Source organism: Streptomyces sp. 71268 (assembly GCF_029392895.1).
Taxonomy (GTDB): Bacteria; Actinomycetota; Actinomycetes; order Streptomycetales; family Streptomycetaceae; genus Streptomyces.
In genome coordinates, this window is sequence record NZ_CP114200.1 from 3217094 (window position 1) to 3244000 (window position 26907).

The 26907-nt window shown below is 71.1% G+C and carries 18 protein-coding genes, 1 tRNA gene and 1 pseudogene; 9 read left to right on the forward strand and 11 right to left on the reverse strand.

The features are described from left to right. Window positions 1-18 precede the first annotated feature (18 nt). The 3 genes and pseudogenes from OYE22_RS12010 to OYE22_RS12020 all read right to left on the reverse strand — a co-directional run bounded on the left by OYE22_RS12010 (window position 19) and on the right by OYE22_RS12020 (window position 5376). Complete coding sequence (locus tag OYE22_RS12010) at window positions 19-1359, reverse strand: AAA family ATPase (protein WP_277320408.1); 1341 nt, start codon at window positions 1357-1359, stop codon at window positions 19-21. Next, window positions 1356-3530, reverse strand: coding sequence for an N-6 DNA methylase (locus OYE22_RS12015; protein WP_277320409.1), 2175 nt, complete (start codon window positions 3528-3530; stop codon window positions 1356-1358). The genes OYE22_RS12010 and OYE22_RS12015 overlap by 4 nt, the downstream gene beginning before the upstream one ends. 827 nt (window positions 3531-4357) lie before the next feature. Next, a pseudogene (locus OYE22_RS12020) lies at window positions 4358-5376 on the reverse strand (IS5 family transposase). 1463 nt (window positions 5377-6839) lie between these two features. Between OYE22_RS12020 and OYE22_RS12025 the strand changes: the two are divergent. Both OYE22_RS12025 and OYE22_RS12030 read left to right on the forward strand, forming a co-directional pair. Next, window positions 6840-7751, forward strand: coding sequence for a hypothetical protein (locus OYE22_RS12025; protein ID WP_277320410.1), 912 nt, complete (start codon window positions 6840-6842; stop codon window positions 7749-7751). A gap of 98 nt (window positions 7752-7849) precedes the next feature. After that, window positions 7850-9499, forward strand: coding sequence for a hypothetical protein (locus tag OYE22_RS12030; protein WP_277320411.1), 1650 nt, complete (start codon window positions 7850-7852; stop codon window positions 9497-9499). Between the two features lie 257 nt (window positions 9500-9756). Here OYE22_RS12030 and OYE22_RS12035 read toward each other — a convergent pair. The 7 genes from OYE22_RS12035 to galU form a co-directional block, all read right to left on the reverse strand. Continuing rightward, a tRNA-Ala gene (locus OYE22_RS12035) sits at window positions 9757-9830 on the reverse strand. Between the two features lie 92 nt (window positions 9831-9922). Then, window positions 9923-11560 (reverse strand): gephyrin-like molybdotransferase receptor GlpR, encoded by a 1638-nt coding sequence (gene glpR, locus OYE22_RS12040; RefSeq protein WP_277320412.1) that lies wholly within the window; start codon window positions 11558-11560, stop codon window positions 9923-9925. A 150-nt stretch (window positions 11561-11710) separates the two neighbouring features. Further along, window positions 11711-12316: a GNAT family protein gene (locus OYE22_RS12045; protein ID WP_277320413.1), complete on the reverse strand. Its 606-nt coding sequence runs from the start codon at window positions 12314-12316 to the stop codon at window positions 11711-11713. A 14-nt stretch (window positions 12317-12330) separates the two neighbouring features. Then, window positions 12331-13026: a MogA/MoaB family molybdenum cofactor biosynthesis protein gene (locus tag OYE22_RS12050; RefSeq protein WP_277320414.1), complete on the reverse strand. Its 696-nt coding sequence runs from the start codon at window positions 13024-13026 to the stop codon at window positions 12331-12333. Continuing rightward, window positions 13023-13508: a cyclic pyranopterin monophosphate synthase MoaC gene (gene moaC / locus OYE22_RS12055; RefSeq protein WP_277320415.1), complete on the reverse strand. Its 486-nt coding sequence runs from the start codon at window positions 13506-13508 to the stop codon at window positions 13023-13025. Before moaC ends, OYE22_RS12050 begins: the two co-directional genes overlap by 4 nt. Before the next feature lie 184 nt (window positions 13509-13692). Further along, window positions 13693-15021 carry a gephyrin-like molybdotransferase Glp gene (gene glp / locus OYE22_RS12060; protein WP_277320416.1) on the reverse strand — a complete coding sequence of 443 codons (1329 nt, stop codon included), beginning with the start codon at window positions 15019-15021 and terminating at the stop codon, window positions 13693-13695. Window positions 15022-15025: 4 nt separating this feature from the next. Beyond that, on the reverse strand, window positions 15026-15928 hold the full coding sequence (galU, locus tag OYE22_RS12065) for a UTP--glucose-1-phosphate uridylyltransferase GalU (RefSeq protein WP_277320417.1): 903 nt from the start codon (window positions 15926-15928) through the stop codon (window positions 15026-15028). 100 nt (window positions 15929-16028) lie between these two features. On the opposite strand from galU, the gene OYE22_RS12070 reads away from it, so the two are divergent. Further along, a complete protein-coding gene (locus tag OYE22_RS12070) occupies window positions 16029-16643 on the forward strand; it encodes a 5-formyltetrahydrofolate cyclo-ligase (RefSeq protein WP_277320418.1) in 615 nt (204 codons plus the stop codon). A gap of 206 nt (window positions 16644-16849) precedes the next feature. Here OYE22_RS12070 and OYE22_RS12075 read toward each other — a convergent pair whose 3' ends face one another. Further along, window positions 16850-19618 (reverse strand): penicillin acylase family protein, encoded by a 2769-nt coding sequence (locus OYE22_RS12075; RefSeq protein ID WP_277320419.1) that lies wholly within the window; start codon window positions 19616-19618, stop codon window positions 16850-16852. A gap of 339 nt (window positions 19619-19957) precedes the next feature. Here OYE22_RS12075 and OYE22_RS12080 point away from each other — a divergent pair, with 339 nt between their 5' ends. The 6 genes from OYE22_RS12080 (at window position 19958) to mscL (ending at window position 26907) form a co-directional block, all read left to right on the forward strand. Continuing rightward, window positions 19958-21694, forward strand: coding sequence for a potassium/proton antiporter (locus OYE22_RS12080; RefSeq protein ID WP_277324104.1), 1737 nt, complete (start codon window positions 19958-19960; stop codon window positions 21692-21694). Between the two features lie 300 nt (window positions 21695-21994). Further along, window positions 21995-23419: an MFS transporter gene (locus tag OYE22_RS12085; protein ID WP_277324105.1), complete on the forward strand. Its 1425-nt coding sequence runs from the start codon at window positions 21995-21997 to the stop codon at window positions 23417-23419. Between the two features lie 66 nt (window positions 23420-23485). Next, entirely contained in the window at window positions 23486-23851 is a 366-nt protein-coding gene (locus OYE22_RS12090; RefSeq protein WP_277320420.1) for an FmdB family zinc ribbon protein, read from the forward strand. A gap of 488 nt (window positions 23852-24339) precedes the next feature. Continuing rightward, window positions 24340-25221, forward strand: a complete 882-nt coding sequence (locus OYE22_RS12095) for an S-methyl-5'-thioadenosine phosphorylase (protein WP_277320421.1) — start codon at window positions 24340-24342, stop codon at window positions 25219-25221. Window positions 25222-25560: 339 nt separating this feature from the next. After that, on the forward strand, window positions 25561-26262 hold the full coding sequence (locus OYE22_RS12100) for a hypothetical protein (RefSeq protein ID WP_277320422.1): 702 nt from the start codon (window positions 25561-25563) through the stop codon (window positions 26260-26262). Window positions 26263-26376: 114 nt separating this feature from the next. Next, window positions 26377-26907 (forward strand): large conductance mechanosensitive channel protein MscL, encoded by a 531-nt coding sequence (mscL, locus tag OYE22_RS12105; RefSeq protein ID WP_277320423.1) that lies wholly within the window; start codon window positions 26377-26379, stop codon window positions 26905-26907.

Genomic DNA, 26907 nt, shown 5'->3' on the forward strand with positions numbered 1-26907 from the left:
GCTTTGCGCTCGTGCGACTCACTCAAAGACTCCCGTGGCGAAGAGCGTGCCGAGATCGAGGTCGTCCAGGCCGGCGCGCCAGTCGGCCATACGGGGATGGTGGTCGCCGCGTACGACGGTGACCGCGCCCGTATCGGGGTCCATGCGGGTGGCGAGGACGTCGGCGAGGTTGGCCTGAGCCAGGACCAGAGGCGACTGGGAGGCGACGAGGACCTGGCTGCCGCGCACGGTCCGCAGCGCCTGCATGACGATCTCGATGGCCTGCGGGTAGATGCCGTTCTCCGGTTCCTCGGTGACCAGCAGAGCGGGGATTCGGGGCAGGTACGGCAGAAGCGTGAGGGCGAGTACCCGCAGGGTGCCGTCGGACAGGCCCGAGGAGGTGACCTGGTAGCCGCCGTCGTAGGTCACACGGAAGTAGGCGTGGCGGTCCTCCTCGCGTTCGACGACCTCGACTGCTTCGACCTGCGGCAGGGCGAGTTGGACCAGGTCGACCCAGGCGCCGTACCGCGCGGGGTCGTCGCGCTCGAGCTGGAGAGCGAGCCAGGGGGCGTTGAGGCCCTGGGTGTCGAGTCTCGGTTCGCGGCCGGCGGGCGGGGCGGCCTGACGGAGCGCGGACCACTCGGGGGCGTAGAGGACGGCGCCGTTGCGGAGGAGGTCCTGGAACCACAGCGCGGCGGGGAACTGCGTGTCGTCGAAAGGGACCGTGGCCAAGGCCAGGTTGCTGTGCTGGCTCCGGAAATTGAGCTGTTGGCCCTGACGTCCCGCCTCAGGGGTGAATCGGACGACGGGACCGCGGGTACGGGCGATCACCGGGCGCCAGGGCTCGTGCCACTGAGGGTTGATGCGCTGGCTGCGGCCCCGGCCGGTGACCGTGGCCTCATCGGGATCGCCGAGGGCCTTCACCTCGGGGATCGGCCGGACCGGGGCCTCCTCATGGAAGAGCACCAGATACTCGCCGGCGATCTCCAGCCCCCGCCCGCTGTCCACAGGTTCGAGGTGGAACTCGTACCGCAGGTGTGTGGGCGCGGGGAACCGCGGATCGCGGCTGGACTCGGCGATCACGTCGGCGACCGGGTCGGGAAGCCGGGCTTCCATGGCGAAGCCGAAACCGCCGTCCCGGCCCCGGTGGGCGAGTTCCATGAGGGACAGGGCCCGAGGAGGCCGCCCTGTGGCCGGGGAGGGGTCCAGGAAGGCGTCCTCGATCCGGCGGGCGGTCAGCAGCTCGCCGAGCAGGACGGGGATGTCCAGCAGGGTGCTCTTGCCCGAGCCGTTCGCCCCGGCGAGTATGTGGAAGCGGGACAGGTCGACGGCCAGGTTCTCGAAGCACCGGTAGTTGTAGGCCTCGATCCGGGTGATCACGTACGGTCCTTCCAGGGAAGCTCGTGGGCGTACCGCGCTACGAACTCGTGGTACCTCTCCGCGATCTTCGGAAGATCGTTGTCGGGGATGGGGCGCTCCCGCTTGAACGTGCGCCGCACCTCGACGCCGGCGATCCGGAGGACTTCCTCGTCCTCGTACTCCTCGGTGACGACATGACCCTCCGGGGAACGGACGACGACTGGCTTCCCCCGGCGGTCGATGCCCACCTTCTCGGCGACCGCCATGAACACGGGGTAGTCCTCCGAGCCGTGGAAGCGCTCGGCCCGCTTTTCCTCGTCTGTCTTGCGGACGAGGAAAAGCAGGGTGGTGAGAATGTTGACCCCGGCCTCGTAGATGAACGTCTCCACCGGTAGTTCGACGCTGGCCATGACCCAGCACTCCTGCAGGATGAACCGGCGTACCGCCTCGTCCGAGGGCCCGGGGTTGGACAGGATGCCGTTGGGCAGGACGATGCCGATGCGTCCTCCCGGCTTGACCCACTCGATGGCGCGCTGCACGAAGAGTTGTTCGGGGGAAACGGCCGTGGCCTCACCCGACTTCTTCAGCTCGCCGTTCTCGCGGGTGTAGTTCCAGGCGACACCCCAGTCACCGCCGCGCTGACGCACCCGGTCCCGATACCTGCCCAGCACCGCAGCCTCAGAGAAGGGGATGTCGGAGCCGAACGGGGGGTTCGTCATCAGGACGTCCACGGCGCCGAGTTGTATCTGTGGCACCCTCTTCGCCTCGTCGTTGCCCGGCAGGTGACCGTCGGGGAAGGCGATCGAGTCCATCTGGTAGACGTTGCCCGCGATGTCGGTGAGCATCATGACGCCCATGGCAGCGGCGCGGCGCAGGAAGGGGTCGAAGTCGGCGCCGAAGATGTGCCCACGCGCGTAGGCTGCGAGCTTCTTGCGCAGGGGGGGCAGAATCTCGGCGTACTCCTGGCTGGTGAAGGTGCCGTTCTTCGGCTTCCACTGCTCCTGGAGGTAGTTGAGGGTCTCCCGGAGGAAGCCGCCCGTTCCACAGCAGGGATCGAAAACGGTTTCGTGCTCCTTGGGGGCGAGGATATCCACCATCAGCCTCACCGCCCCGGTGGGGGTGAAGTACTGGCCACGGTCACCACGCAGGTTGTCACCCACGAGTTCCTGGTATGCCACGCCCTTGGCGTCGATGGGTGTGGCGTAGAGGCTGAAGGGAGCCAGCTCGCTGGTGATGAAGGTGAGCGCCGGGTCGGACAGGGTCAGCCGGTCACGGTCGTCGAACAACCCCTGGTCCGCGTAGTCGGTCTTGACCTCCTCGAAGAGCTCCCTTATCCGAGCAGCGACGGCCGGGCTCCCCGTGCGGCCCTCCTTGTCCAGGTCCTCGATGCCGACGCGGAAGCGCGGTGCCCGCCCCTTCTCACGCACCAGCCGTTCGTCATGGATCTTGGCGAAGAGAACGTAGAGGAACTGCCAGAAGGCGGCGTCCTTGGGCAGGCCCTCGTTGCCGTGGATGAAATTGTGGCAGCGCCGGAAAGCGAAGCGGAGCATGTACTCGTCCGCGTGCCGCAACTCCGCCAGGGACGAGGCGTCGCGGGTGGCGTCGAACTCCTCGTCGTCGCCCCGCGGCCAGTTCGGCAGCGGATGAAAGCGCGGCTCGAAACGGGTGCTCTCGCGCTCGACGAAGTACAGGTCCTTGTCGTCGGTCCACATGCCCAAGGTGCAGGACGGCCCAGCGGCGGTCATCAGATCGCGGAGCTCCTGCAACTGGGCGTCCGCCTGGGCGTAAGTGCGGATCTTGGTGACCGTACGGCCGTTCTTGGGACGGGCCTTGGTGACGACGATGCGCTTCAGGTTCTCCGGCGTCTTCGGCTTGTCGTGCTCGAAGATCGCGATGCTCGCCCGCTTGCGGCTCATCCGGCCGGTCTCTGTGTTGAGGACCTGGAGCGGGTAGTCGCGGACCATGTCCTCCGGGTTGATGCCGTACTGGTGCACCAGGACCCTGGCAATGCGCTGGCGGACGATCTCGGCGTCGGTCAGCTTGACGACGTCCTTGTTGCTGATGTAGTCGATCGTCTCGTCGTCGCCGAGCTTTCGAGGTACGCCGGCCTGGCCGGACTGCTCCTCGGGCCGCCCGTTTTTCATCGGCTTCTCCGGCACGGGGATGCCCAGGTCCAGCTGCTCGTCGGCCATGTATACCTTCTACTCCATTCCGACTACCGTCGGTCCCGCAGACGGATACGTCTGTGTGCGCTGCGCACCCACACCTTAAGGCAGGGCGGGATTTGGCGATGGCGTCGCACTTATCCCCAAGGGCATCCGCCGATTCGACGCCAAGATCATCGTTACGACCGCGGGACGCCAGGGCGCGGTCGAGTGGGCCACATAGCTCTCAAGCATGTAAGGACCGAGCGAGAAGCGCCTTCGGCGAAGAGTCCACAGTACGGACCCGAGCAAAGCTCAGGCCATCGCACCCCTCCCGCCATTTGGATCAAGTGAGGTGGCTGCTTGTCTACCCACGCTTGACGCTTCACCCATGAGCTTGCCCAATCCCACGTCTCGCCCCCTGCTGACTCTGATCGTGATCGATAACGCGGAACGTGTAGCGCTCCGGTCACCCAGAGCAGCCTCGCCATGGACGCTGCCTCGGTGCACGGTGCACCCACAGGAGAGCCAGATGAAAGCGGCTACCTGGCTAGCCAGAAACTGCTTTGCGGGCCTCCTGTTGCGATGGGGTTCAGTCGTAGGGCATCGATTCACGCCGCCGTCTACTGACGGCTCACCCAGGGTACGGACGGGGGAGCAGGTGCTGAGCGCTTGCACCAATCGGGTTCAGCACACTGCCTTGGACAGTGGTTTTCGGGCAGCCGCGTCTATGCAGTGGGTGCCGCGCATGAGACTGGATGATGTCCTACAGGAACCACATGGTGACACCATTGCGACGTTGGCGGCTGGCTATCTCGAGGGCTGGCTACCGGACGGCCCGATCACCTTGTACTAGGAGCTGTTTGAAGTTCGGATCATGGGGCTGTGGTGACGCGCTTCAGCCACATGATCGATCCTCGGAGGTGGAGCCCTGCTGTGTAGCTCTGAGGGGACTTGTCGTAGCGGGTGGCGATTCCGCGCCAGGTCTTGAGTCTCTGGAAGCAGCGTTCCACGGTGTTGCGCTGCCGGTAGCGGTCCACGTCGAAGGCGAGGGGGCGACCGCCGGCCGAGCCCTTCCTCCGCCGGTTGGCGGCCTGGTCGACCTTCTCCGGGATCACGGCGGTGATCCCGCGTCTGCGCAGGTAGGCGCGGTTCGCCTTGGACGAGTAGGCCTTGTCCGCGGCCACCGCCCCAGGGCGGGTGCGTGGCCGGCCAAGCGAGCCTGGGACCCGGGTCTGTCCCAGCACCGTCTGGAACTGCGGGCTGTCCGCGGCCTGACGTGGGGTTAGGACGAACACCAGCGGCAGTCCCGCAGTGTCGACCGCGGCATGGATCTTGCTGCTCAGTCCGCCTCGGGACCGGCCGACTCCGGCCGCTTTCGCGCGCGCTCGGCGACGCCGACGCGTCGCAAAGCGGTCCCCGTCCGTCTCCTGTGCAAGGCCCGCACCTGCGCTGGCCTGCGGTGCGTCACCCGCAGGACCGGCCCCTGCTCCGGCAGTGGAACCCCCTTTTCCTCGGTCAGAGCCTGTTCAAGAGCGTCCAGAGTCTCTCCGGCGATCGCCAGGCCGGACGACTCGTGATGGGCGCGCACGACCGTGGAATCCACACTGACCAGTTCCAGACCGACCCGCCCTCGCGCCGCAGCCTCCGCGATCAAGGCATCCATCAATGCCTCGAACACCCCCGCCTTCGCCCACATGTTGAACCGCGAGTACACCGTCGACCAGGGACCATAACGGTCCGGCACGTCACGCCAGCCGCAGCCGGTGCGAAACCGCCACAACACGCCGTTGAAATGGTCCCGCACCCGACGAGGCAGCGGACCCGTTGCCGCCACCGGCAGACATCTCTCGATCAAAGCCCACTCGGCATCCGTTACATCAAAGCGCCACAAACCGAGTTCTACCAGCCCAACCCCTCACACCAGCGAGCCTTACGAAGATCCGAACTCCACACAGCCCCTAGCCACAGCGCGCGGGTGAGGGTTGGTGGCACAACTCGCGAGACCCCTACATGCAGGCAACATGCAGGAGCGTCCTTCCCGGTCGGGTGAAATAGGGCTGCTTTTGGGCCTAGCAGTATGCCTGCCTCCTACAGTCTTGTTCGTCGCACTTATGCAGCGCAGCCCCGGCAATAGGGGGTATGCAAGCCAGTCGGGGACGGGAGTAGCAGTGGGGGGTGAGTCACTCTTCGAGCGTCTGGACGCAGAAGAAGGTACGGTCCGAGGGGCACTCGATCATCTGCGGAGTGAGGTGGCGTGCCTGGAAGAACGCCTGGCGCACCTAACCATCACCCGACGGACGGTTCCGACGCTGCTCGCAGCCCCGACTGGCACGGTCCCGCTTGCAGAAGCATCCAGTCACAGAGCAGTTGCCCGCTACAGAGGCGGATGAGGGGACAGCGGAAGACGGCGAGGGCTGCGCAAGCTCCCCCTCTCGGAAGCCTGCCACGCAGAAGTCCGATCGGGTTCCCCCTCAAGGCGCCAACGCCTGCACGACAGGCGTGAACTCGGCCCGGTAAGCCTGCGCAACGTGACGCTCGTATCAAGCGCGGATCATCCACTTCACCCCAAGGAGGTGGCAATCGCCTTGGGGCGCACCAACCCCAAGCGGACTCAGGTCGAGGGTACCCGCGCAGCACTGAAGCGGCTCGCCGACGGAGGTCACCTCCGCAAGGTTGGCCCGGGCCTCCTCACTGGACCCTCTGACGAGTCGGAGGAGGCTGCTTAAGGAGTACTTGAAGAAGCGACGTCAGGCAGACGACTGATGTGGCAGTCAGACAAATAAGTGGTGCCGCCGAGGTGGAAGCTCAGCGGCACCGGTGCACGTGAGACCTGCAACGGGCTTCAGCATGCCCTCGGAGCGTAACCCACCACTGGGCCACTCGGAGGGCGTGCTGGGCCGATTTCACCCTGCCTGCGTACAGAAGCGCCGGCGAGCGGGAGGTTCAGCAATGTCGAGACCCCGGCCCCGACGAACCTGGGTACAGACCGATTCCGAGTCCGTCCTCCAACCGGCTCAGCGTGGCCACGTCGGGCCAACTGTCGCCGACCAACAAGTTCGCGATGGCCTGTCGATTCACTCCGCTGAGTGCAGCGACGCGGCGGAGACCGAGACCCTCTTGGTTGACGTGCCTGGCCAACGACCTCGCGATGACTTGGACCACCCTGGCCTGGGGGTGATCGGGGATCACCGCGTCGGGCCAGTTCTCCGGGTCCGTGGCCAGTTCCCGCGGTGCCACACTGCGGCCCCGTCCTCCGGTCATGAGGATGCGCTCCTGACGGTCGAAGTGCACACTCACGACAAAGGTGGCTACTTGTGTAGCCACGTCTCGTGGTGTGTTCCTTTGGAGAGGGATGTGAGCGGCGCGATTCTCGGCTACCGCCCGCTGGAAGAGCCGACGGAATGGCCCCTGGTCGCCGACGGCGTCCGCATGGTGGCCGCTGCGACATGCGATTCGGTCCCCTACACGGTGCCGAAGCTGATGCTGGTCCTGTCCGGCCTCGCGACGTTTGCCGAGCGCGCCGGTCTCGCCCGCGATCCGCTGACCTGGCTCGCCCCCGAAACGATCACCCGGTACCTGGTCACGCGTCCCGGGCTCAGGGGCAGCACCCTGCAGACGTACCGCAGCATCCTCCTGCGGGTTCGGGAAGCGCTCCTGTGGCTCGAGACCGGTCAGCAATCCGCCCCGAAGCTGCGCGCCTCCCGGCAACGCCCCGCTCCGTACACGCCCCCCGAGCTTGCTCGGTTCTTGATGTGGGCGCGGGGCCTGCCGCCGCTCAGCACGCACGGCGGCAGCGCCCTCGCTCTTCTCGCGCTGGGCGCGGGCTGCGGTCTTTCGCGCCGGGAGGTCCTCGCCGCCCGCGGGACCCACGTCACCGTGCTGCCTTCCGAAACCGTCGTGGTCGCCGTCCCCGGCAGTGACCGCCTCGTCGTCTGCCGCGCCATGTGGGAGCAGGTCCTCGCCGACCGTGCCCGCTCCGCGGGCGACGGTTACCTCTTCCTGCCGCAGCGTCAAACGCCGGAGCCCAAGAACGGGGTCACTAACTGGGTGAAGCGCATCCAGGACGGATCTACCGGCCTGCCCGAGCTGAAACTGGCCCGGCTCCGCAGCTCGTGGATCGTCGAGCTGCTGCGGCAACGCGTTCCGGAGGACGTGGTCGCCGCGGCGGCCGGCATGAACTCGACCGCGGGGCTCGCCCCGTACCGGATCTGGGTGCCGAAGCTCACCGAGGAGACAACCAGGCGCATGCTCCGGGGTTGGGCATGAGGACCCCGGCGGACGACCCTCGGTACCAGGCCGGCAAAGGGCGTCCGAGACGCCCGTACCCGCATTCACCGGAGCCGTCCAAGCTGGACGACGGTCGTGTGCGAAAGCTGCACCTCGTCCTGCGGCGCAGCGGCATCGTGGAGGAGTTGGAAGAGCGCTTCGCAACCCTCCCCGGGCCTCGGGGGTACCCCGTGGGTCTGGTGCTGCTGGGACTCGTCTGCGCCTGCTACGAGAAGGCGAGCACCAACCTCGACGACGCCTTTGAAACCATCACCTTCGGCATCAGCGACCGTCTGCGCACCGAACTTGGCGTGCCCACCTGCGACATCGAAGACCAGGACGCGGTCAACGCCCTGTACAACCGCTTCCACCGGGCGTGGAGCCGCCTGGTGAAAATTCTCGACCCAGTCCCGCACGAGCGGCGCAGCCGTATGCCCCGGGCCGAGGGCCGCAAGGTCGCCGCTGCCTGGAACGGCCCCGCGTGCGAGCCCGCACTGCGCCGTCTCGAAGAGCTCGCCAACAGGCTGGTCACCACACCGGTCCGCATCGCCTTCGCCAAGGGACTGATGCGCCACTGGCACGGTGACATCGCCATCGACACGACGGCCGTGCCGAGTTGGGCCCGCCCCCACACGCGCAAGCGTTCCTCCCTCGAGGTGAGCGCCAACTGGCACTACAAGGGCGGCGGGGACAAGGAGTTCGGTTACAGCGCCACACTGGCCATCGCCGCCCACGCGGATCCCGGACGGGCCGGGCGCTACCCGCAGCTGACCCTCGGCATGGTCCTGCACACGCCGCAGAGGGACATGGGACGTCATGCCCACTACGTCAGCATGATCCTTTCCCGCTTCACCCACGTGCGCGGCTTCGCCGCAGCCGATCGTGCCTACACCAAGCTCTACCCCCAGGACTTCCACCAGCCCCTGCGCGCCCTCGGCTTCATGCCCGTGCTCGACCTCACCAAGGACCAGGTCGGCTTCGAGGGTCACCACCAAGACGCCATCGCCAAAGCGGGGCGCCTCTTCTGCCCCTGGACGCCCCGCCCCCTGCTCGACCTCTACCAACGCATCCGGAACGCCAAGAACGAGCGGGAGCGCATCCCGCTGCGGGAGCAGCTCCGAGAGGTCGAGTCCTACGCGCTCGTCCGCAAGGCCACGGCGGACGATCGGGGCAACGAGCGCTACTCCTGCCCTGCGGCGAAGCTCAACTGCGCCTGGGCCGCGGAGCGGGAACAGCGCAGCTCGCGCAAGAGCACACAGGCTCCGGCCGTCATCGACCTCGAGGATCCCCGCAGTCGCATGGCCCACCCCGCGGGTCGGCCGAAGGTCACGGTCCCGAAAGTGCCCTTCGGGGAACGACCCAAGTGTTGTGACCAGTCCTCCGTCACGGTGCAGGTGCACGTGATGCCGCGCATGAGGCAGGACCTGCCCTGGCAGAGCACGTCCTGGGCCCTGGCCTACCAGACGCTGCGATCCCACATCGAAGGAGGGAACGGACGCCTCAAATCGGTCGACGCGGCCCTGCACGCCCGTGAGAAGCGGCAGCCCCGCGGGAGGGTCGCCCAGAGCCTCCTGGCGGCGATCACGGTGATGGTCGAGAACATCATCGAGTTGGAACGCTTCCGCAGGGCCAGCAAGGACAGCGCCCGCACGGTCCTCGACCTGGAGGCCGACGAAGTCCTCATCCCCTACCCGGCGGGTCCGGGAGCGTCCGAGCCCACTGGCGGTGCCATAGGCCGCAGCCCGTGACCGGCTGGCCGGACCACATCTGCAGATCGACGAGCCACGAGACCGCAGGCACACGGCCCCACGCCCGCGGTCCCCGCGGCATGCCCGCATCTCCACCGCCGATCCCGACCCGCCGCCCGAAGGGCGTCGCCCCAGCGAGCAGGTGGGCAGACTTGCGTACTAACTACACCTGAAACGGCGAGATCCCGACCCGACGGTGACCGTCTGATCGGGATCTCGCGAACCGTTCCCGGGCTAACCCGCGAACGGCCCTGCGGTGGACCTGAGGGGATTTGAACCCCTGACCCCCTCGATGCGAACGAGGTGCGCTACCAGTCTGCGCCACAGGCCCTTGCAACGAGTGAAACTCTAGCATCCCTCTCGGGGTGCTCGGAAATCCGCTCCCGCGCTGGTCAACGACGGTCGTGACGCGCGTGGCGGGTGTCACTCGTTGGCGGCTCGGGGGCGGGACTCGTCGGCGTACTGGTCGAACAGTGGCGTGCGCCCCCGGTCGCGGGTCGGGCGGTGCGAGCCGGTGCCGGGCTGGGCGGGGGGCTGGGTCGGGTCGACGGGGGTGGGGTCCACGGGGTCGGCCGGTGCGGTGGGCCCGTCGGTGGGTTCGGCGGCGCTGGAGCGGGACGGGCTCCAGTTGTCGGGGGCGCCGAGGTCCGCGTCGGTGGTGGCGCGGGGGGCCACCGGGGCGGTGACGTAGGTGGGCAGCGGCACCGGGACCGGGTCCCAGCTCTGGCCGGCCGCGCCGCCGCGCTCGCGCTCCCGCTCGTCCACCCACTCCGCGTGGTCGGTCTGTTCGACCAGAGCCCTGCGGTCGGCCGCGTGCGCGGAGCGCGCCGCCTCGGACGGCACCACGGGCGCCGCGCCCTCGCGCCGGTCGTCGGGCGCGGGGCGACCAGCCGGCGCGCCGGTGCGCCGGGCCGGGCCGGCGCCCGGTGTGGGGCGCCGGGTGGGGTCGCCGTCGTGGAGGCGCGGGGCCGGGTCCGCGCCGTGCGGTCGCTTCGGGCCGCGCTCGCCCTCGTACGTCGGCTGCCCGGCCGCTTCGTCGCCGGGTGCCGGGCGGCGGGCCTGGTCGCTGCCGCTGCCCGGCTGGCGGGGCATGCCAGCGCTGGGGCGGGCCGGCCCCCGCCGCTCGGGGCGGGGGCGGTCGCCGGCGGAACGGTCGGCGGTGGGGCGGGGCGGGGTCGGGCGGTCGGGCCCGCGGTCGGCGCCGGGGCCGCGGTCGGGAGCCGGGCCGTCGGCGGGGCCGTCGCCGGGCTGGGCGCCCGCCGCGCCCGCCCTGGCCGGGCCGGGTGCCGGGCGCCCCCGCTGCTCGCGCAGCCGCTGGGCGGCCAGCTCGGCGCGGCGCTGGTCCATGGTGAAGGCGAAGCGGCGGCGTTCCTGCACCCGCAGGTAGACGATGTACGCGCTGAGCAGCACGGCCGGTGCTACCGGGGCCCACAGGAAGGCGACGCCGCCGACGGCGGCGACGATCGAGCCGACGGTGAAGGCGAGGAAGAGGAGCACCGTGGTGCGCCGGCGCCGGGCCAGTACCTTGGCGCGCCGGGTGCGCTCCCCGGCGCCCCCGTCCGCGCCGGCGCCAGCGCCAGCCTCCCGTCGCCCGGAGTCGTGCGCCTCGCTCGTCGCGGTCGGCCCGGCCGCCGGGGCGGCGCCGTCGGGCCCCGCGGGTGGGCGTTCGGCCGGGTCCGCGAGCAGGGCGTCGGTGACGGTGACGGTCATCGTCGCGGGATGGGCGAAGGCCCGTACGTCGACGATGTCGGTCTCGTCGTCCGGGCCGCCTACCCCGACCGGCGCGCGGTCGGGCGCGTGCGGGGCCAAGGTGGCGCCGGCCGCCGCGCCGTCCGGCGTGTGGGCATCGTCGGATGCGGCCTCGGGCAGTTCCCCGGCGTCCAGCCCCTTGGTGTAGCGCCGCTCCATGGCCGCTCGGCCGGACAGCAGCCGGATGGCGGTGCTGAAGCGCTCCGTGGGACGGGCGTCGTTGAGTTCGTCCTGCCGGCGGAGCCACATGGGCACCAGGTAGGCGGCCCAGGCCCCGACGATGACTGCGTAGATGAGGCCACTGCTGCTCACGGTGACACGGTAGAGGGAGCGGAGCGGGCCGATCCGCCAATTGGCGCGGTGTGTCGCACGATCTGGCTCATATCTCAAGCTTTTTTTGCGATTGGTGCGACGACTTACCGGCAAATGTGTTCAAAGTGTGGCCGTTATCGAATGTCTCTTCTATATCGGTGAGGCACCGGGGCTCATCCGGTGCCAGCGGCTCAGCAGCCCGTCCGGCACCTCCTCCACGGTCAGCGCGAAGACCAGGTGGTCCCGCCACGCGCCGTCGATGTGCAGGTACCGGGGCCGCAACCCCTCCTCGCGGAACCCGAGCTTCTCCACCACGCGACGGCTCGGGATGTTCTCCGGACGGATGCAGACCTCCACCCGGTGCAGCCCGACCGAGCGGAAGCAGTGGTCGACGGCGAGCGCCACCGCGGTCGGCATGACGCCGCGCCCGGCGACCGCCTTGTCCACCCAGTAGCCGATGTGGCCGGAACACATGGAACCCCAGGTGATCCCGGCCACCGTCAACTGACCGGCCAGCCGGCCCTGGTAGTCGACGACGAAGGGCAGCATCCGCCCCGCGTGCGCCTCGGCCCGCAGGTGACGGACCATCTGCCGGTAGGTGGGCCGCTGGGCGACCGGGCCGCCGGGGGGCGGCGGCGGGATCGTCGCCTCCCAGGGGCGCAGCCACTCGCGGTTGCGGCGGTTGACCTCGCGCCAGGCGCGCTGGTCGCGCAGCCTTATCGGGCGGAGGGTCGTGGGACCGTCCACCAGCGCCACCGGCCAGCACGCGTTCAGCGCGGGCTCCCGGCCGACTCGTCGGGGGCGCCTCCCACGGGGCGGCTCTGTGCGTCCGGTGCGGGCGGCCCGGCGGGGGCGGCGGGCGCCGGCTGCCCGGTCAGTCCGCTCGGCTCGCCCGGCGCGGCGGGGTGCGCGGCCCCGGCGGGGCGTGCGTGGTCGCCGCCCCGGAGCTGGTCCACGGCGTGCACCAGCAGTCGGCCCAGCACCGCGAGGCCGTCCCGGACCCCGCCCGACGAGCCGGGCAGGTTGATGATCAGGGTGGTGCCGGCCACCCCCGCGAGCCCCCGGGACAGCGCGGCCGTCGGCACCTTCGCCAGGCCCTCGGCCCGCAGCGCCTCCGGGATGCCCGGGATCTCGTAGTCGAGGACGGCGCGCGTCATCTCGGGTGTGCGGTCGGTGGGCGAGATGCCGGTGCCCCCGGTGGTGACGACCACGTCGTACGCGGCGGCCACCGCCTCCCGCAGGGCCGTGCCGACCGGCTCGCCGTCCGGCACCACGAGCGGCCCCTCGACCAGGAAGCCCAGCGCGGACAGCCCGTCGGCCAGCAGCGGGCCGCCCTTGTCGGGGTAGACGCCGGCGGCGGCGCGCTGGGAGGCGGTGACCACCAGGGCGCGGTAGCGCGGCCGGTCGGCCGGCGGGCGCTGGGCGGGTGGCTCGGGAAGTGGGCCCGCGGGCGAGGGGGTCGTCATGAGGTGCGGCTCCAGTCGCCGGAGGCTCCGCCGGACTTCTCCTCGACCCTGACGTCCGTGATGACCGCCGCCTTGTCGACGGCCTTGACCATGTCGATCACGGTCAGCGCCGCGACGGTGACGGCCGTCAGGGCCTCCATCTCCACGCCCGTACGGTCCGTCGTCTTCACCCTGGCGCGGATGACCACCGCGTCGTCGGCGACCGACAGGTCCACCTTGACGCCGGAGACGGCCAGCGGATGACAGAGCGGGATCAGCTCCGGGGTGCGTTTGGCTCCCATGATGCCGGCGATCCGGGCGGTGGCCAGGGCGTCGCCCTTGGGCACGCCGTCGCCGCGCAGGAGTTCGACCACGCGCGGCGAGACGAGCACCCGCCCGCTGGCGGTGGCGGTACGCGCGGTGACGTCCTTCGCCGAGACGTCGACCATGCGTGCCGCGCCCGCGTCGTCGAGGTGGGTGAGGTGGTCCTGGGCGCTGCTCATGGTTCTCCCGGTCGGTCCTAGGGCAGCAACCGTACCGGCCGTGCCCCGCGGTCAGCGCGGCAACCACCCACGGTGCGCCGCCCGGAAACGCGCGCCCCGCGCCCCGGTTCCGCGCCGCCCCCGCGCGTCCCGTGCGGCGCGCTCGGTGCCAGTCCAGCGGTCTGACCAGCGGTCAGCCCGACCGTCAGTCCAGCAGGACGACGTCCACCGTGCCGCCCGGCTCCAGCGACGTGGTCTCCTCGGGCAGCACGATCAGCGCGTTGGCGTGCGCGAGCGCCTTGACCAGGTGGGAGCCGGAGCCGCCGACGGGGGTGACGGCGTTCTCGTCCGCGTCGTAGCGCCCGCGCAGGAACTGGCGGCGCCCCGGCAGCGAGCTGGCCACGCCCTCCGGGCAGACCGCGCTGACCACCGTGCGGTGCACGGGCTCCACGCCCATCAGGGTGCGGATGGCGGGGCGTACGAACAGCTCGAAGGAGACGTACGCGCTGACCGGGTTGCCGGGCAGGGCGAGCAGCGGGGCGCGGTCCCGGCCGCCCTCGCCGACGAAGCCGAACCCCTGCGGCTTGCCCGGCTGCATCGCCAGCTTGCGGAACCGCACGCCGTCGGCGTCGTCGCCCAGGCCCGTCAGCGCCTCCTTGACCACGTCGTACGCGCCGACGCTGACGCCGCCGGTGGTGACGAGGAGGTCGGCGCGGATGAGTTGGTCCTCGATGGTGGCGCGCAGCGTGGCGGCGTCGTCGGTGACCGCGCCGACGCGGTAGGCGATGGCGCCCGCGTCGCGGGCTGCGGCGGCGAGGGCGAAGCTGTTGGAGTCGTAGATCTGACCGGGGCCCAGCGGCTCGCCAGGCGGGACGAGTTCGCTGCCGGTGGAGAGGACGACCACGCGCGGGCGGGGCCGGACCCGGACCGTGGCGCGGCCGATGGCGGCCAGCAGGCTGATCTGCGGGGCGCCGAGCACCGTGCCGGCGCGCAGAGCCAGTTCGCCCGCCCCGACGTCGCTGCCCCGGGCGCGCACGTGCGCCCGCGCGGTGGCCGGCCGGTGCACCCGGACCTCGCCGCCGGCGCCCTCGGGGGCCGCGCTGTGCGCGAGCATGGCGCTGGCCGGGCCCCCGCCGCTGCCGCCGTCGGTCCACTCCACGGGCACGACCGCCTCGGCGCCGGGCGGCAGCGGGGCCCCCGTCATGATGCGGGCGGCCTCGCCGGGGCCGACGCGGGGCGGCTCGCCGCTGCCGGCCGCGATGTCGCCGATGACGGTCAGGACCGCCGGGAACTCCTCGCTGGCGGCGGCCACGTCGGCCACCCGCACGGCATAGCCGTCCATCGAGCTGTTGTCGAAGGGCGGCAGGGCCACCGGCACGGTGACGTCCTCCACCAGGACGCAGCCCTGCGCTTCGAGGAGGTGCAGCTCGATCGGGTCCAGCGGGCGCAGTCGGCCGAGGACGTCGTCGAGGTGCTCGGACACCAGCCAGGTCCGCTCGGGTCTGCTGGTGGCCGGTTCGGCGGTGCTACTCAACGGGCTACATCTCCTCGGTGACGTAACGGTGAAGCCAGGCACGGAAGTCCGGACCCAGATCCTCACGCTCGCACGCGAGTCTGACAATGGCACGCAGGTAATCACCACGGTCGCCGGTGTCGTAGCGGCGGCCCTGGAAGACGACGCCGTGCACCGGGCCGCCGACGGTCTCGTCGGCCGCGAGGGTCTGCAGGGCGTCGGTGAGCTGGATCTCGCCACCACGGCCGGGCTCGGTGGTGCGCAGCACGTCGAAGACGGCGGGGTCGAGCACGTAGCGGCCGATGATGGCGAGGTTGCTGGGGGCGTCGGCCGCGTCCGGCTTCTCGACCAGGTCGGTGACGCGTACGACGTCCTCGGCGTCGGTGGTCTTGACGGCGGCGCAGCCGTAGAGGTGGATCTGCGCCGGGTCCACCTCCATGAGGGCCACGACGCTGCCGCCGTGCGTCTCCTGCGTCTCGATCATGCGCGCGAGCAGCGGGTCCCTGGGGTCGATCAGGTCGTCGCCCAGGAGTACGGCGAAGGGCTGGTCGCCCACGTGCGGCGCGGCGCACAGCACGGCGTGGCCCAGACCCCGGGGGTCGCCCTGGCGGACGTAGTGCATGGTCGCCAGGTCGCTGGACTCCTGGACGCGGGCGAGCCGGGACTCGTCCTTCTTGCGGCGCAGGGCCTCTTCGAGTTCGTAGTTGCGGTCGAAGTGGTCTTCCAGGGGGCGCTTGTTGCGGCCGGTGACCATGAGGACGTCGGAGAGCCCGGCGGTGACCGCCTCTTCGACCACGTACTGAATCGCGGGCTTGTCGACGACCGGCAGCATCTCCTTGGGGGTGGCCTTGGTGGCCGGGAGGAAGCGGGTCCCGAGGCCGGCGGCGGGGATGACAGCCTTGCTGATCCGAGGGCGCGATGGAGTCATGCGGAGCACCTTACCGGTGGTTTTGCGTAGATCATGCTGGTCCGCCGAATATGACCCGAGGCGTCACAAGAGCAGCACACACGAGGGGTTTATACGTGTCATGACCTGGGCCGACGGTAGTAAGCGGGCGTTGCGGCGAGATCTCCTGACGATGAGGTCCAGGTTGACCGCAGATGACGTCGAGGAAACACTGGCTGGTTTTGTGCGGCACGCGCTGGAGTTGCCCGAGTTGGGCGCGGCGCGCACCGTCGCGGCGTACGTCTCGGTGGGCAGCGAACCGGGGACCGGCGCGTTGCTCGACGCGTTGCGCGAGCGCGGGGTGCGGGTGCTGCTGCCGGTGTTGCTGCCGGACAACGACCTGGACTGGGCGGAGTACGCGGGCACCGAGCACCTGGCCGAGGTGGCGCACCCCGGCAAGATCAGCCTGCGGGAGCCGACCGGCCCACGTCTTGGGCCCGAGGCGGTGCTCGCGGCCGACACGGTGTTGCTGCCCGGGCTCGCCGTGGACGGGCGCGGGGTGCGGCTCGGGCGCGGCGGCGGCAGCTACGACCGGGTGCTGGCCCGCCTGGAGATCGCGGGCGCGCGGCCGGCCCTGGTGGTGCTGCTGTACGCGCACGAGGTGGTGGAGCGGGTGCCACGGGACCCGCACGACCGGGCGGTCCACGCCGTGGTGACGCCGGAGGGCGTGCGCCGGTTCCGCCCGCCGGAGTGCTGAACGCCGGAGCACCGGGTGCCGGAGCGCTGGGCGCCGAAGTGTCGGACGCCGGAGCGCTGAGCGCCCGGGCGCTGAGCCGGGCGCGCACGCGAGAGCGCCGGTGAGGCTGGCCGAAACCAGTCTCACCGGCGCTCGTCACGTCGGGCGTGCGGCCCCTGGCGCGGGGCCCGGTCCCCGGCCCTGGGCCGGGTCGGGGCCCCGGGCGCCTACGGCGTCAGGGCCAACTTGTCCTCCGTCGCCTCGTCCACGGCCTTGTCGCTGAAGGCCCAGTCGAGCATCTCGCCCTTGACCCACTTGTTGGTCTGGTCGTCGTAGTGCTCGTGGTACGCGTGGCCAGAGGCACCGGTCAGATTGATCCAGCGGGACTTGTCGAGGTTGTCGAGGTTGACCACCATCCGCATGGAGGGGACCCAGACCACCTCGTAGCCGCCCGCCGCGTTCCAGCCGGTGGCGTTGACGGCCGCCTCGCCGCCGCTGAGGTTCCAGGGGCCGCGGTTGAGCATCCACTGGACGAAGCCGGGGCCCTTGGTGCCCAGGGTCTGGTTCTTCAGCGTGAGCTGGTGCAGTCGGCCCCAGCTCCAGGTGTTGATGTCCTTGCCCAGCTTGGAGGTCAGCTCGTACCGGGCGTCCTTCATGGCCCGGGCCAGCAGCTCGTCGCGGTTGTCGGTGGCGCGGTTGGTCTGGTTGCCGTTCGTGTGCCACCAGTCGTTGTCCGGCTGCTTGAGCAGGCCGCGCACGACCTCGTACCAGCGGTCGCCGCCGTCCGGCTGGGCCGCGTCCTTGTCGCGCTCGCCGCACTCGGTGATCAGGTCGCTGTCGTCGTCCAGGTCCTCGACGGGCCCGGTCTCGTCGGCGGGCCGCACCCGCAGGCACTGGTCCTTGACCCGCAGTTCCTTGGGCAGCTTGTTGCCGAAGGCGAGCTTGAGCGTGTTGCGCCAGACGGCGTTGAAGTACGCGGCGGCGGCCGAGTCGGAGTCCTGCGTGTAGTCCCAGCCCTCCAGCAGCTCCTGCGCCTCGCGGACGTACCCGTCCCTGATCTTGATCTTGAGCAGGTACGGGGTCAGCACCTTGGCGATCTCGCTGGTGTTGTCCATCTGCAGGGTCTGCATGTCGTCGGTCGAGATCTTGCCGCCGTCCTTGATCTTCGACTCGATGAGGTCGGTGATGCGCTTGCTGCGCGCGCCGTAGCCCCAGTCGTTGGTCAGCAGGTACGGGTAGCGCTCCTGGTCGACGACGGCCTGGTTGGCGGTCACGATGTAGCCGCGCTTGGGGTTGTACTCGTACGGCAGAGCCTTCTGCGGGATGTAGCCGGTCCACTTGTAGCTGGAGTCCCAGCCCGGCGCCGGGTAGCGGCCGTCGATCGGCTTGCCGTTCTTGTCCTCGCCTCGGGTGGGGATCTTGCCGGGCGCCTGGTAGCCGATGTTGCCCTCGGTGTCCGCGTAGATGAGGTTCTGCGAGGGCACGGCGAAGTCGGCGGCGGCGGCGCGGAACTCGGTGAAGTTGCGCGCCCGGTTGAGCTTGAACACCGCGTCCATCGTGTTGGACGGGTCGAGGGCGGTCCAGCGCAGCGACACGGCGTAGCCGTCGCCACGGTCCGGGGCCGCGTCGCCGACCGGCGCCTTCTTGCCGACCGTCTCCAACTCGTCCTCGCGGTCCGAGACGATCGGCCCGTTCCTGGTCGAGCGGACGGTGATGGTGCGGTCCTTGCCGCCGGCGACCTTGATGGTCTCCTTGCGGGTGGTGAAGGGCCGCTGCTTGCCGTCGTACAGGTAGCCGTCGGTGGTGACCTTCTCCAGGTACAGGTCGGAGACGTCGGCGCCCAGGTTCGTCATGCCCCAGGCGATGTCCGCGTTGTGGCCGATGACCACGCCCGGCATGCCGGAGAAGGTGTACCCGGCCACGTCGTACGGGCACTTGGCGCTGACCCGGTTGCAGTGCAGGCCCATCTGGTACCAGAGCGAGGGCATCTGCGGGGCCAGGTGCGGGTCGTTGGCCAGCAGCGGCTTGCCGGTGGTGGTGTGCTCGCCGGCGACCACCCACGAGTTGGAGCCGATGCCGTTGCCGCTCGGTCCGAGCAGCGCCGGGATCTCGTCCAGCGTCTTGGACAGCGAGGACAGGCCGCTGCGCAGGCCCTGACCCATGCCCGAGTCTGCGCCGGTGGCGGGCGCGTCGACCCCGGTCGGCTGCTCCTCGCCCTTGGGGTCGAACTCCTTGGTCAGCGGGTTCACCGCGCCACGGTCCACGATCGGCCGGTTGCGGTCGTGCGGGTACGCCGGGTACAGGTCCTCGATCTGCCGGGCGCTGAGCCGGCTGGTGGCCAGCGAGCGGTCGATCTCGTCCTGCATGTTGCCGCGCAGGTCCCAGGCCATGGCCTTGAGCCAGGCGACCGAGTCGACCGGGCTCCACTTCTGCGGCTTGTAGTCGTTCTCGAAGCTGAGCGCCGCGTACTCGACGGACAGCTCCTTGCCCTCGTGGTCCTCAAGGTAGGCGTTGACGCCCGCGGTGTACGCCGTGAGGTACTTCTTGGTCGCGGCCGACAGCTTGGTGTCCCACTCGCGCTGCGCGGTCTCGCGCCAGCCGAGGGTCCGCAGGAACGCGTCGGTCTCGACCTGGTCGGAGCCGAACATCTCGGACAGCCGACCGGCCGTCAGGTGCCGTCGTACGTCCATCTCCCAGAACCGGTCCTGGGCCTGCACGAAGCCCTGGGCGCGGAAGAGGTCTTCGGCGGTGTCCGCGTACAACTGCGGGATGCCGTTGCCGTCGCGCTTGACCTGGACCGGGGATGACATGCCGTCGAGCTGGATCGAGCCGGTGGTCTCGGGGAACGAGGCGCGCACCGTACTGATGCTCCAGAACACGCCATAGCCGACACCCGCGACGAGCGCCAGCACGACTGCAATCACGATCAGACGGGCGCGCCGCCTCTTCCTTTTCTTCTTTCCGGAAGGGGCGGTCGGTTCTTCGCGGGAGGGCATCGCTGTCCTTCGAGGGGCAGGGTGGACCTGGAGTGCTGGAGCAACCGTAGCCGGAGCGCGGGCGGCTCCCCTACGCGGAGTCAGTGGCCGGCGATCAGGCGTCCCCGGCGGTCGCCGCGACCGCCGGGATCGACGTGAACGATCACGGCGGAATCGGTCGGCGCTGCCCCCACCTCGATCACAGGCGTTAAGAACCCGTAAAATGTTAGGTAAGGCAATGAAGTTCCGGTCGACCGAGGTCGAGCACTTCGGTCGAAAACCGCGCGAAAGGGTCGGCCCCTGACTGTTCACCACCTCAACGAACTCCTGCTGATGTGCGCACTGGTGCTGCTGGTCGCCGTGGCCGCAGTGCGCATGTCATCCCGCAGCGGGCTGCCAAGCCTGCTCATCTACCTCGGCATCGGCGTCGCCATAGGCCAGGACGGCCTGGTCGGCGTCGTCTTCGACGATGCCGAACTGACCCAGGTCATCGGCTACGCGGCGCTGGTGGTCATCCTGGCCGAGGGCGGTCTCGGCACCAAGTGGCGCGAGGTCAAGCCCGCCCTGCCGGTGGCCGCCATGCTCTCCACGGTCGGCGTCGCGGTGAGCGTGGGGGTCACCGCGACCGGCGCCCACTACCTGGTCGGGCTCGACTGGAAGCAGTCGCTGATCATAGGAGCCGTGGTCTCCTCGACCGACGCGGCGGCCGTCTTCTCGGTGCTGCGCAAGGTGCCACTGCCCAGCAAGCTCACCGGCGCCCTGGAGGCCGAGTCCGGCTTCAACGACGCCCCCGTCGTGATCCTGGTCGTCGCGTTCTCGACGACCGGACCGATCGAGCACTGGTACGTCCTGGTCGGCGAGATCGCCCTGGAACTGGCCATCGGCGCGGCGATCGGCCTCGCCGTGGGCCTGCTCGGCTCGTACGGGCTGCGCCACGTCGCGTTGCCCGCCTCCGGCCTGTACCCGATCGCGGTGCTGGCCATCGCGGTCGCCGCGTACGCCGGCGGTGCGCTGGCGCACGGCTCCGGGTTCCTCGCGGTCTACCTGGCCTCGCTCGTGATGGGCAACGCGCGGCTGCCGCACTGGCCGGCGACGCGCGGGTTCGCCGAGGGGCTCGGCTGGATCGCCCAGATCGGCATGTTCGTCCTGCTCGGCCTGCTGGTCACGCCGCACGAGCTGGGCGACGACATCGTGCCGGCCCTGGTGGTGGGCCTGATCCTGACGGCCGTGGCGCGACCGGTCTCGGTGCTGGTCAGCACCGCGCCGTTCCGCACCCCGTGGCAGGAGAAGGCGCTGCTGTCCTGGGCCGGGCTGCGCGGCGCGGTGCCCATCGTGCTGGCCACGATCCCCATGGTCGCCGAGGTGCCGGAGAGCCAGCGGGTCTTCAACATCGTGTTCGTGCTGGTGATCGTCTACACCCTGGTGCAGGGCCCGACACTGCCCTGGCTGGCCAGGCGGCTACGGCTCGGCGACTCCGAACTGGCCGCCGACCTGGGCGTGGAGTCGGCGCCGCTGGAGCGGCTGAGCGGCCACCTGCTGTCGCTGGCCATCCCCAAGGGCTCGCGCATGCACGGTGTCGAGGTCAGCGAGCTGCGGCTGCCGGCCGGCGCCGCCGTGACGCTGATCGTGCGCGACGGCACGAGCTTCGTGCCGGGCCCGACGACCGTGCTGCGCAGCGGCGACGAACTCCTCGTGGTGACCACCGACCCGGTACGGGACGCGGCCGAGCGGCGGCTGCGAGCGGTCAGCCAGGGCGGCAAGCTGGCCGACTGGCTCGGCACGGGCGGCGACGACGCGCGGCCGACGGAGTCGACGCGGCGCCCCGGACCCCCGGCGATCTGGCCGCCCTGGCTCTGGCAACGCCACCGCCCGAGGCCCCGCGCGGGCGCGCGCGCCGGGGCGGGCCGCGCACGGGGCGGCCCCCGGGCGCAGGGCTCGGGGCGTACGGCCGACACGGCTCGTACGGCCGGTACGGGGCGCGGGCACGGCGCCGCCACGGGCCCCGAGCGGCCGGCGCACGGCGCCACCCGCAGCGCGGGCGCGGCGGTCGGCGAGCGGCACCGGGATGAGCTTGATCACAGCCGGGACGCGCCGTAAAAGTGTGCCGATAACATAAGTGCAGATAGGCAATAACCGACCAACTCTGCCTGACGCAGAGCTGGCGCGACCGCACGGCGGCCCGTCCGGTATCTACCACGGTCATGCGCGAGAGGACAGCTCTCGGCGCCTCGTGATACCCCACGGAGCGCTACCAGGCGGTGGAAAGGCCAGGCCGTGGAGCCCACGGTCTCCCCTGATCCGGCCGACGGGTCCCCAGCGGCCGAACCCGTCGAGGCGGGCCCGACCCGACGCACCGCACGCGGCTCCCGCGGCGCCGATCGATCCGCACCCGGTCCGATCTACGCCGCGGGCAAGCCCGGCTACCGACAGTTGCTGCGCACGCCCGGCGCCTGGTCGTTCGTGCTGCCAGGTTTCGCGGCCCGACAGCCGTTCGCGATGCTCACCATCGGCATCGTCCTGCTCATCCAGCACACCAGCGGCTCCTACGGCATCGCCGGCGCCGTGTCGGCCACGGCCGGCGTCTCGATGGCGGTCTTCGCGCCGCAGGGCGGCAAGCTCGCGGACCGCTTCGGGCAGGCGGCCGTGCTGGTCCCCGGCGTGCTCACGCACGCCGCCTCGGTCACGCTGCTGACCGTGCTCGCGCTCGGCGGCGCGCCCCTGTGGGCGCTGTTCGTGGCCGCGGTGCCGGCCGGCGCCTCGGTTCCCCAGGTCGGGCCCATGGTCCGGGCCCGCTGGGCGGCGCTGCTCGGCGACGGCGGGGCGGGGGCGTCGAGCGGCGGCCGGGCATCGCTCCAGACGACGGCGGCGGCCTTCGAGTCGGTGACGGACGAGTTCACGTTCGTGATCGGCCCGGTGCTCACCACCGCCCTGTGCACCGGCGCGCACCCGGCCGCGGGGCTGCTCGCCGAGGCGTCCCTGACGCTCGTCGGCGGCCTGCTGTTCGCGGCCCAGCGCCGCACCCAGCCCGCGCCGAGCCGCCCGCGTACGCCGGCGCGCACCGCGCGCTGGGGAGCGCGTCGGGCGAGCGCGGGAGCCGGGGGCGCGGAAGCCGGGGGTACGGGGACCGTGGGCGCGGGGGGCGCGGGCGCGCCCGGTCCGCGACGCGAGGAGAGCGGCGCGCACCGGCCGGCCACCTCCGCCCTCGGTGTGCCGGGCGTGCGGGTGCTCGCCGTGGTCTTCCTCGGCATCGGTTCCGTCTTCGGCGGCCTCCAGGTCTCGCTGACAGCCTTCACCGAGGAGATCGGCCAGCCCGGCATCAACGGCGTCCTGTACGGCGTCTTCGCCGCCGGCAACATGGTGGCCGGCATCGTCTGCGGCGCCCTGAGCTGGCGGCGCAGCCCGCAGCAACGGCTGCTGATCGCCTATCCGCTGCTCACCCTGGCCACCTCCGCGCTGTGGGCGGTGCACGCCGTGCCGCTGCTCGGCGCGCTCGGGCTGCTGGTCGGGCTGTGCATCGCGCCGGCGCTGATCACCGGGTACACGCTGGTGGACGCGCTCGTTCCGGCGACCGCGCGCACCGAGGCGTTCACCTGGCTCACCGGCGCGGTGGCGCTCGGCCAGGCCGGCGCCGCGACCGCCGCGGGCCAGCTCGCCGACGGCTTCGGGCCGAGCGCCGGGTTCGTGGTCCCGCTGGCCGGTACGGGGCTCGCGCTGACGACCCTGGTACTGCTCCGCGGGCGCCTCGCCACCCCGTCCACGGGCCCGGTGGTGAGCGGCTCCACACGTGGGGTCGGTCACCGCGAGGCCGTCACGGTGGACTGACGCCGCGGAATGCTGCACTATGGATCGTCGTTAGCACTCATTGAGTGAGAGTGCCAGGAGGATCACGTGCCGACCTATCAGTACCAGTGCACCGCCTGCGGCGAGGGCCTTGAAGCGGTGCAGAAGTTCAGCGACGAGGCGCTCACGGAGTGCCCGAGCTGCAAGGGACGCCTGCGGAAGGTGTTCTCCGCGGTCGGCGTCGTGTTCAAGGGCTCCGGCTTCTACCGGACCGACAGCCGCAGCGCCTCCTCCAGCAGCACCCCGGGCTCGTCGAAGTCCACGAAGAGCGGTTCGGACTCGTCCGCTTCGTCGGGCTCCTCGTCCTCGTCTTCGTCGTCCGACTCGTCGTCGTCCTCGACCTCCTCGTCGAGCAGCACGAGCACGTCGAGCACCAGCAAGCCCGCGGCGGCCAAGGGCTCCACGGCCGCCTAAGGCGCCGCTACCCGGTCCCGGTTCCGGTCCCGGCTGCCGTCCGGCGCCGGCCCGGCCGCTCGACTGCCGCTGTCGTTGGCGCGGCCGTGGTCCTGGGCGCGGTGCGTGGTCGCGGTCGTAGTCGTGGTCGTGGTCGTGGCGACTGTCGCGGCGCGGTGACTGCCGCGTCGTTGTCGCGGTCATCCGAGGTCGCTACCCCTTTCTTTTTTCGTGGCCCCTGGCCCGCCTCTCCGGAGGCTGGCCAGGGGCTTCGTCGTGTACGGGGAGCGGTCGGGGTCTCCGTCGTGAACGGGAGCGGTCGGGAAACGGGTGTTGGGGCGTGCGGGTTGGCGCAGGTCGCGTGGCGCACGGGTGGTCGCGGGTGGCGTACGGGTGGTCGCGCGGGTGGCGTACGGGTGGTCGTGCGGGCCGGTGCGCGGGCGCGCGCTCCGCGTTCGCGGGTGGCCCGGTACGCACGGGCCGCGCGCGACGCCATTAGGGTGACCCGCATGGCCGAGACGCAGACCACAGCACCGTCGGTAGCACCGAAGCCCGCGCCCCAGGCGGAGATCGGGGTGATCGGCGGGTCGGGGTTCTACTCCTTCCTCGACGACGTGACCGAGAACACCGTGGACACGCCCTACGGCGCCCCCAGCGACTCGCTGTTCCTCGGCGAGGTGGCCGGCCGACGCGTCGCCTTCCTGCCGCGCCACGGCCGCAAGCACCACCTGCCGCCGCACCGCATCAACTACCGCGCCAACCTGTGGGCCCTGCGCTCCGTCGGCGTGCGCCAGGTGCTCGGCCCGTGCGCGGTCGGCGGGCTGCGCCCGGAGTACGGACCGGGCACCCTCCTCGTCCCTGACCAGATCGTGGACCGTACGAAGGCGCGGGCGCAGACGTACTTCGACGGCGAGCCCCTCCCCGACGGCGGGCCCCGGCCCAACGTGGTGCACGTGACGTTCGCCGACCCGTACTGTCCGCAGGGGCGCCTCGCGGCGCTCAAGGCGGCGCGCGGGCGCGACTGGGAGCCGGTGGACGGCGGCACGCTCGTCGTCATCGAGGGCCCGCGCTTCTCGACCCGCGCGGAGTCGCGCTGGCACGCGGCGCAGGGCTGGTCGGTGGTGGGCATGACCGGCCACCCGGAGGCCGTGCTCGCCCGCGAACTGGAGCTGTGCTACACGTCGCTGACCCTGGTCACCGACCTGGACGCGGGCACGGAGGCGGGCGACGGCGTCTCCCACGAGGAGGTCATGCGGGTCTTCGCGAACAACCTGGACCGGCTGCGCGACGTCCTCTTCGACGCGGTGGCCGCCCTCCCCGACCCGACCGAACGCGACTGCGTCTGCGCTCGCGCCCACGAGGGGCGCGACCTGGGCATCGAGCTGCCGTAGCCCTCGCCGGGCTGGGGTTGGGTTGGCCCAGTCGGGTTTGGGCTGGCGCGGGGCGGTAGTGGGTGACGGAGTTATCCACAGCCCAGCGGCCGTCCACAGCCGCTCACGCGATCCTCCGAACGCGTGCACCGTGGGGTGTGCAGGCCACAGGGCCCCGACTCCGCACGGCAGGTGGTGTTCGTCATGTCCGCGTACGACCCTTCCACAGTCCCCCGCGCCGACTCGGCGCGGCAACCGCCGACTCCCGTGGCCGGCCCGGGTGGCTCACCGGACGCCGCGCCTGGGCGCGGCCGGGCCGCCCCCGCGCCGCGCGGGTTACCCCTGTTCGAGCCGGTGCGCGTGCGCCAGACACGCTGGCATCGGCTGCACCACGTGCTCCGCAAGCGACGACGCAGGGCGGCCCTCGCCCTGTTGGCGGTGGCGGCGCTGGCCTCGGCGGTCGCGGCGAACCCCACGGACGACAAGTACTCGCCCTCCTCGGCTCCCTCCCCCACCCCGCCCGGCACTCCCCACACCGGCGACGTACGTGGCGCACCGCCGGCGTTGCCTCCCCCGGCTCGCCCCACCGACCCGCCCGGCGACGAGCGCGGGCGCCCGACGGACGACCGGCGCGTGGCGGCGGTGCGGATCGCCGACGCCGGGGTCGTACGGCTGCTGCGCCGGGGCGACCTCGTGGATGTGCTGGCCACCGCGCCCGACGCCGGCTGGACCGGCTCGCTCGCGGCCGGGCCGGCGCCCGCATCAGCCGTTGGCGCGGCCGATGGCTCGGGCGGAATCGACGGGACCCACGGGGCACACGGGTCGGCCGCGGCCGATGCCGCGCCCCGGGACCGGCCGGCCGAGCGGGAAGCCGCCGCCGATGACGGCCCGCCCGCGGGCCCGCGCGTGATCGCGCATGCCGCTCGCGTGGTCGACGTGCCGCCGGCACGCGAGACCGCTCCTGGCGAGGGTGCGCTCGTGGTGCTCTCCGTCCCCCGGGAGACCGCGACGGCCTTGGTCGGCACGGGTCTCGCCGCGCGGTTGGCGGTGGTGCGGCGATGATTCGCGCTCGTGTGCTGTCAACTCACGGAATCGGGTGGGCGGATTGGACAGCGCTGCCGCACCGTGCCATAAGTTGCGGAATCTGGAAATCCGATAGTGGAAAGAGGCACGGCCGTGAGCAGTTCGGCGACCGACGAGAAGCAGAGCGTCCTGGAGGGCTTCAAAGCCTTCCTGATGCGCGGCAACGTCATCGACCTGGCGGTAGCCGTCGTCATCGGTGCCGCGTTCACCAACGTCGTGAACTCGGTGGTGAAGGGCGTCATCAACCCGCTTGTCGGCGCGTTCGGCACCAAGGACCTCGACAGGTACAGCTCCTGTCTCAAGGGCCCGTGCAAGACGAACGAGGCGGGCGACGTGGTCAGCGGTGTCCCCATCATGTGGGGCACCGTGCTCAGCGCCACCCTGACGTTCCTGATCACGGCCGCGGTCGTGTACTTCCTGATGATGCTGCCCATGTCGCGCTACCTGGCGCGGAAGGCGGCCCGGGACAAGCAGGCCGAGGTGGAGCACGCCGAGGCGGAGGCCAGCGAGGTGGAGCTGCTGCGCGAGATCCGCGACGTGCTGGTCGCGCAGCGCGGTGGACCGGCCTCCGCCGGTCAGGCCGACGGTGGTTCGGAGTCGGGGCCGGCGCCGACCGAGCGCTAG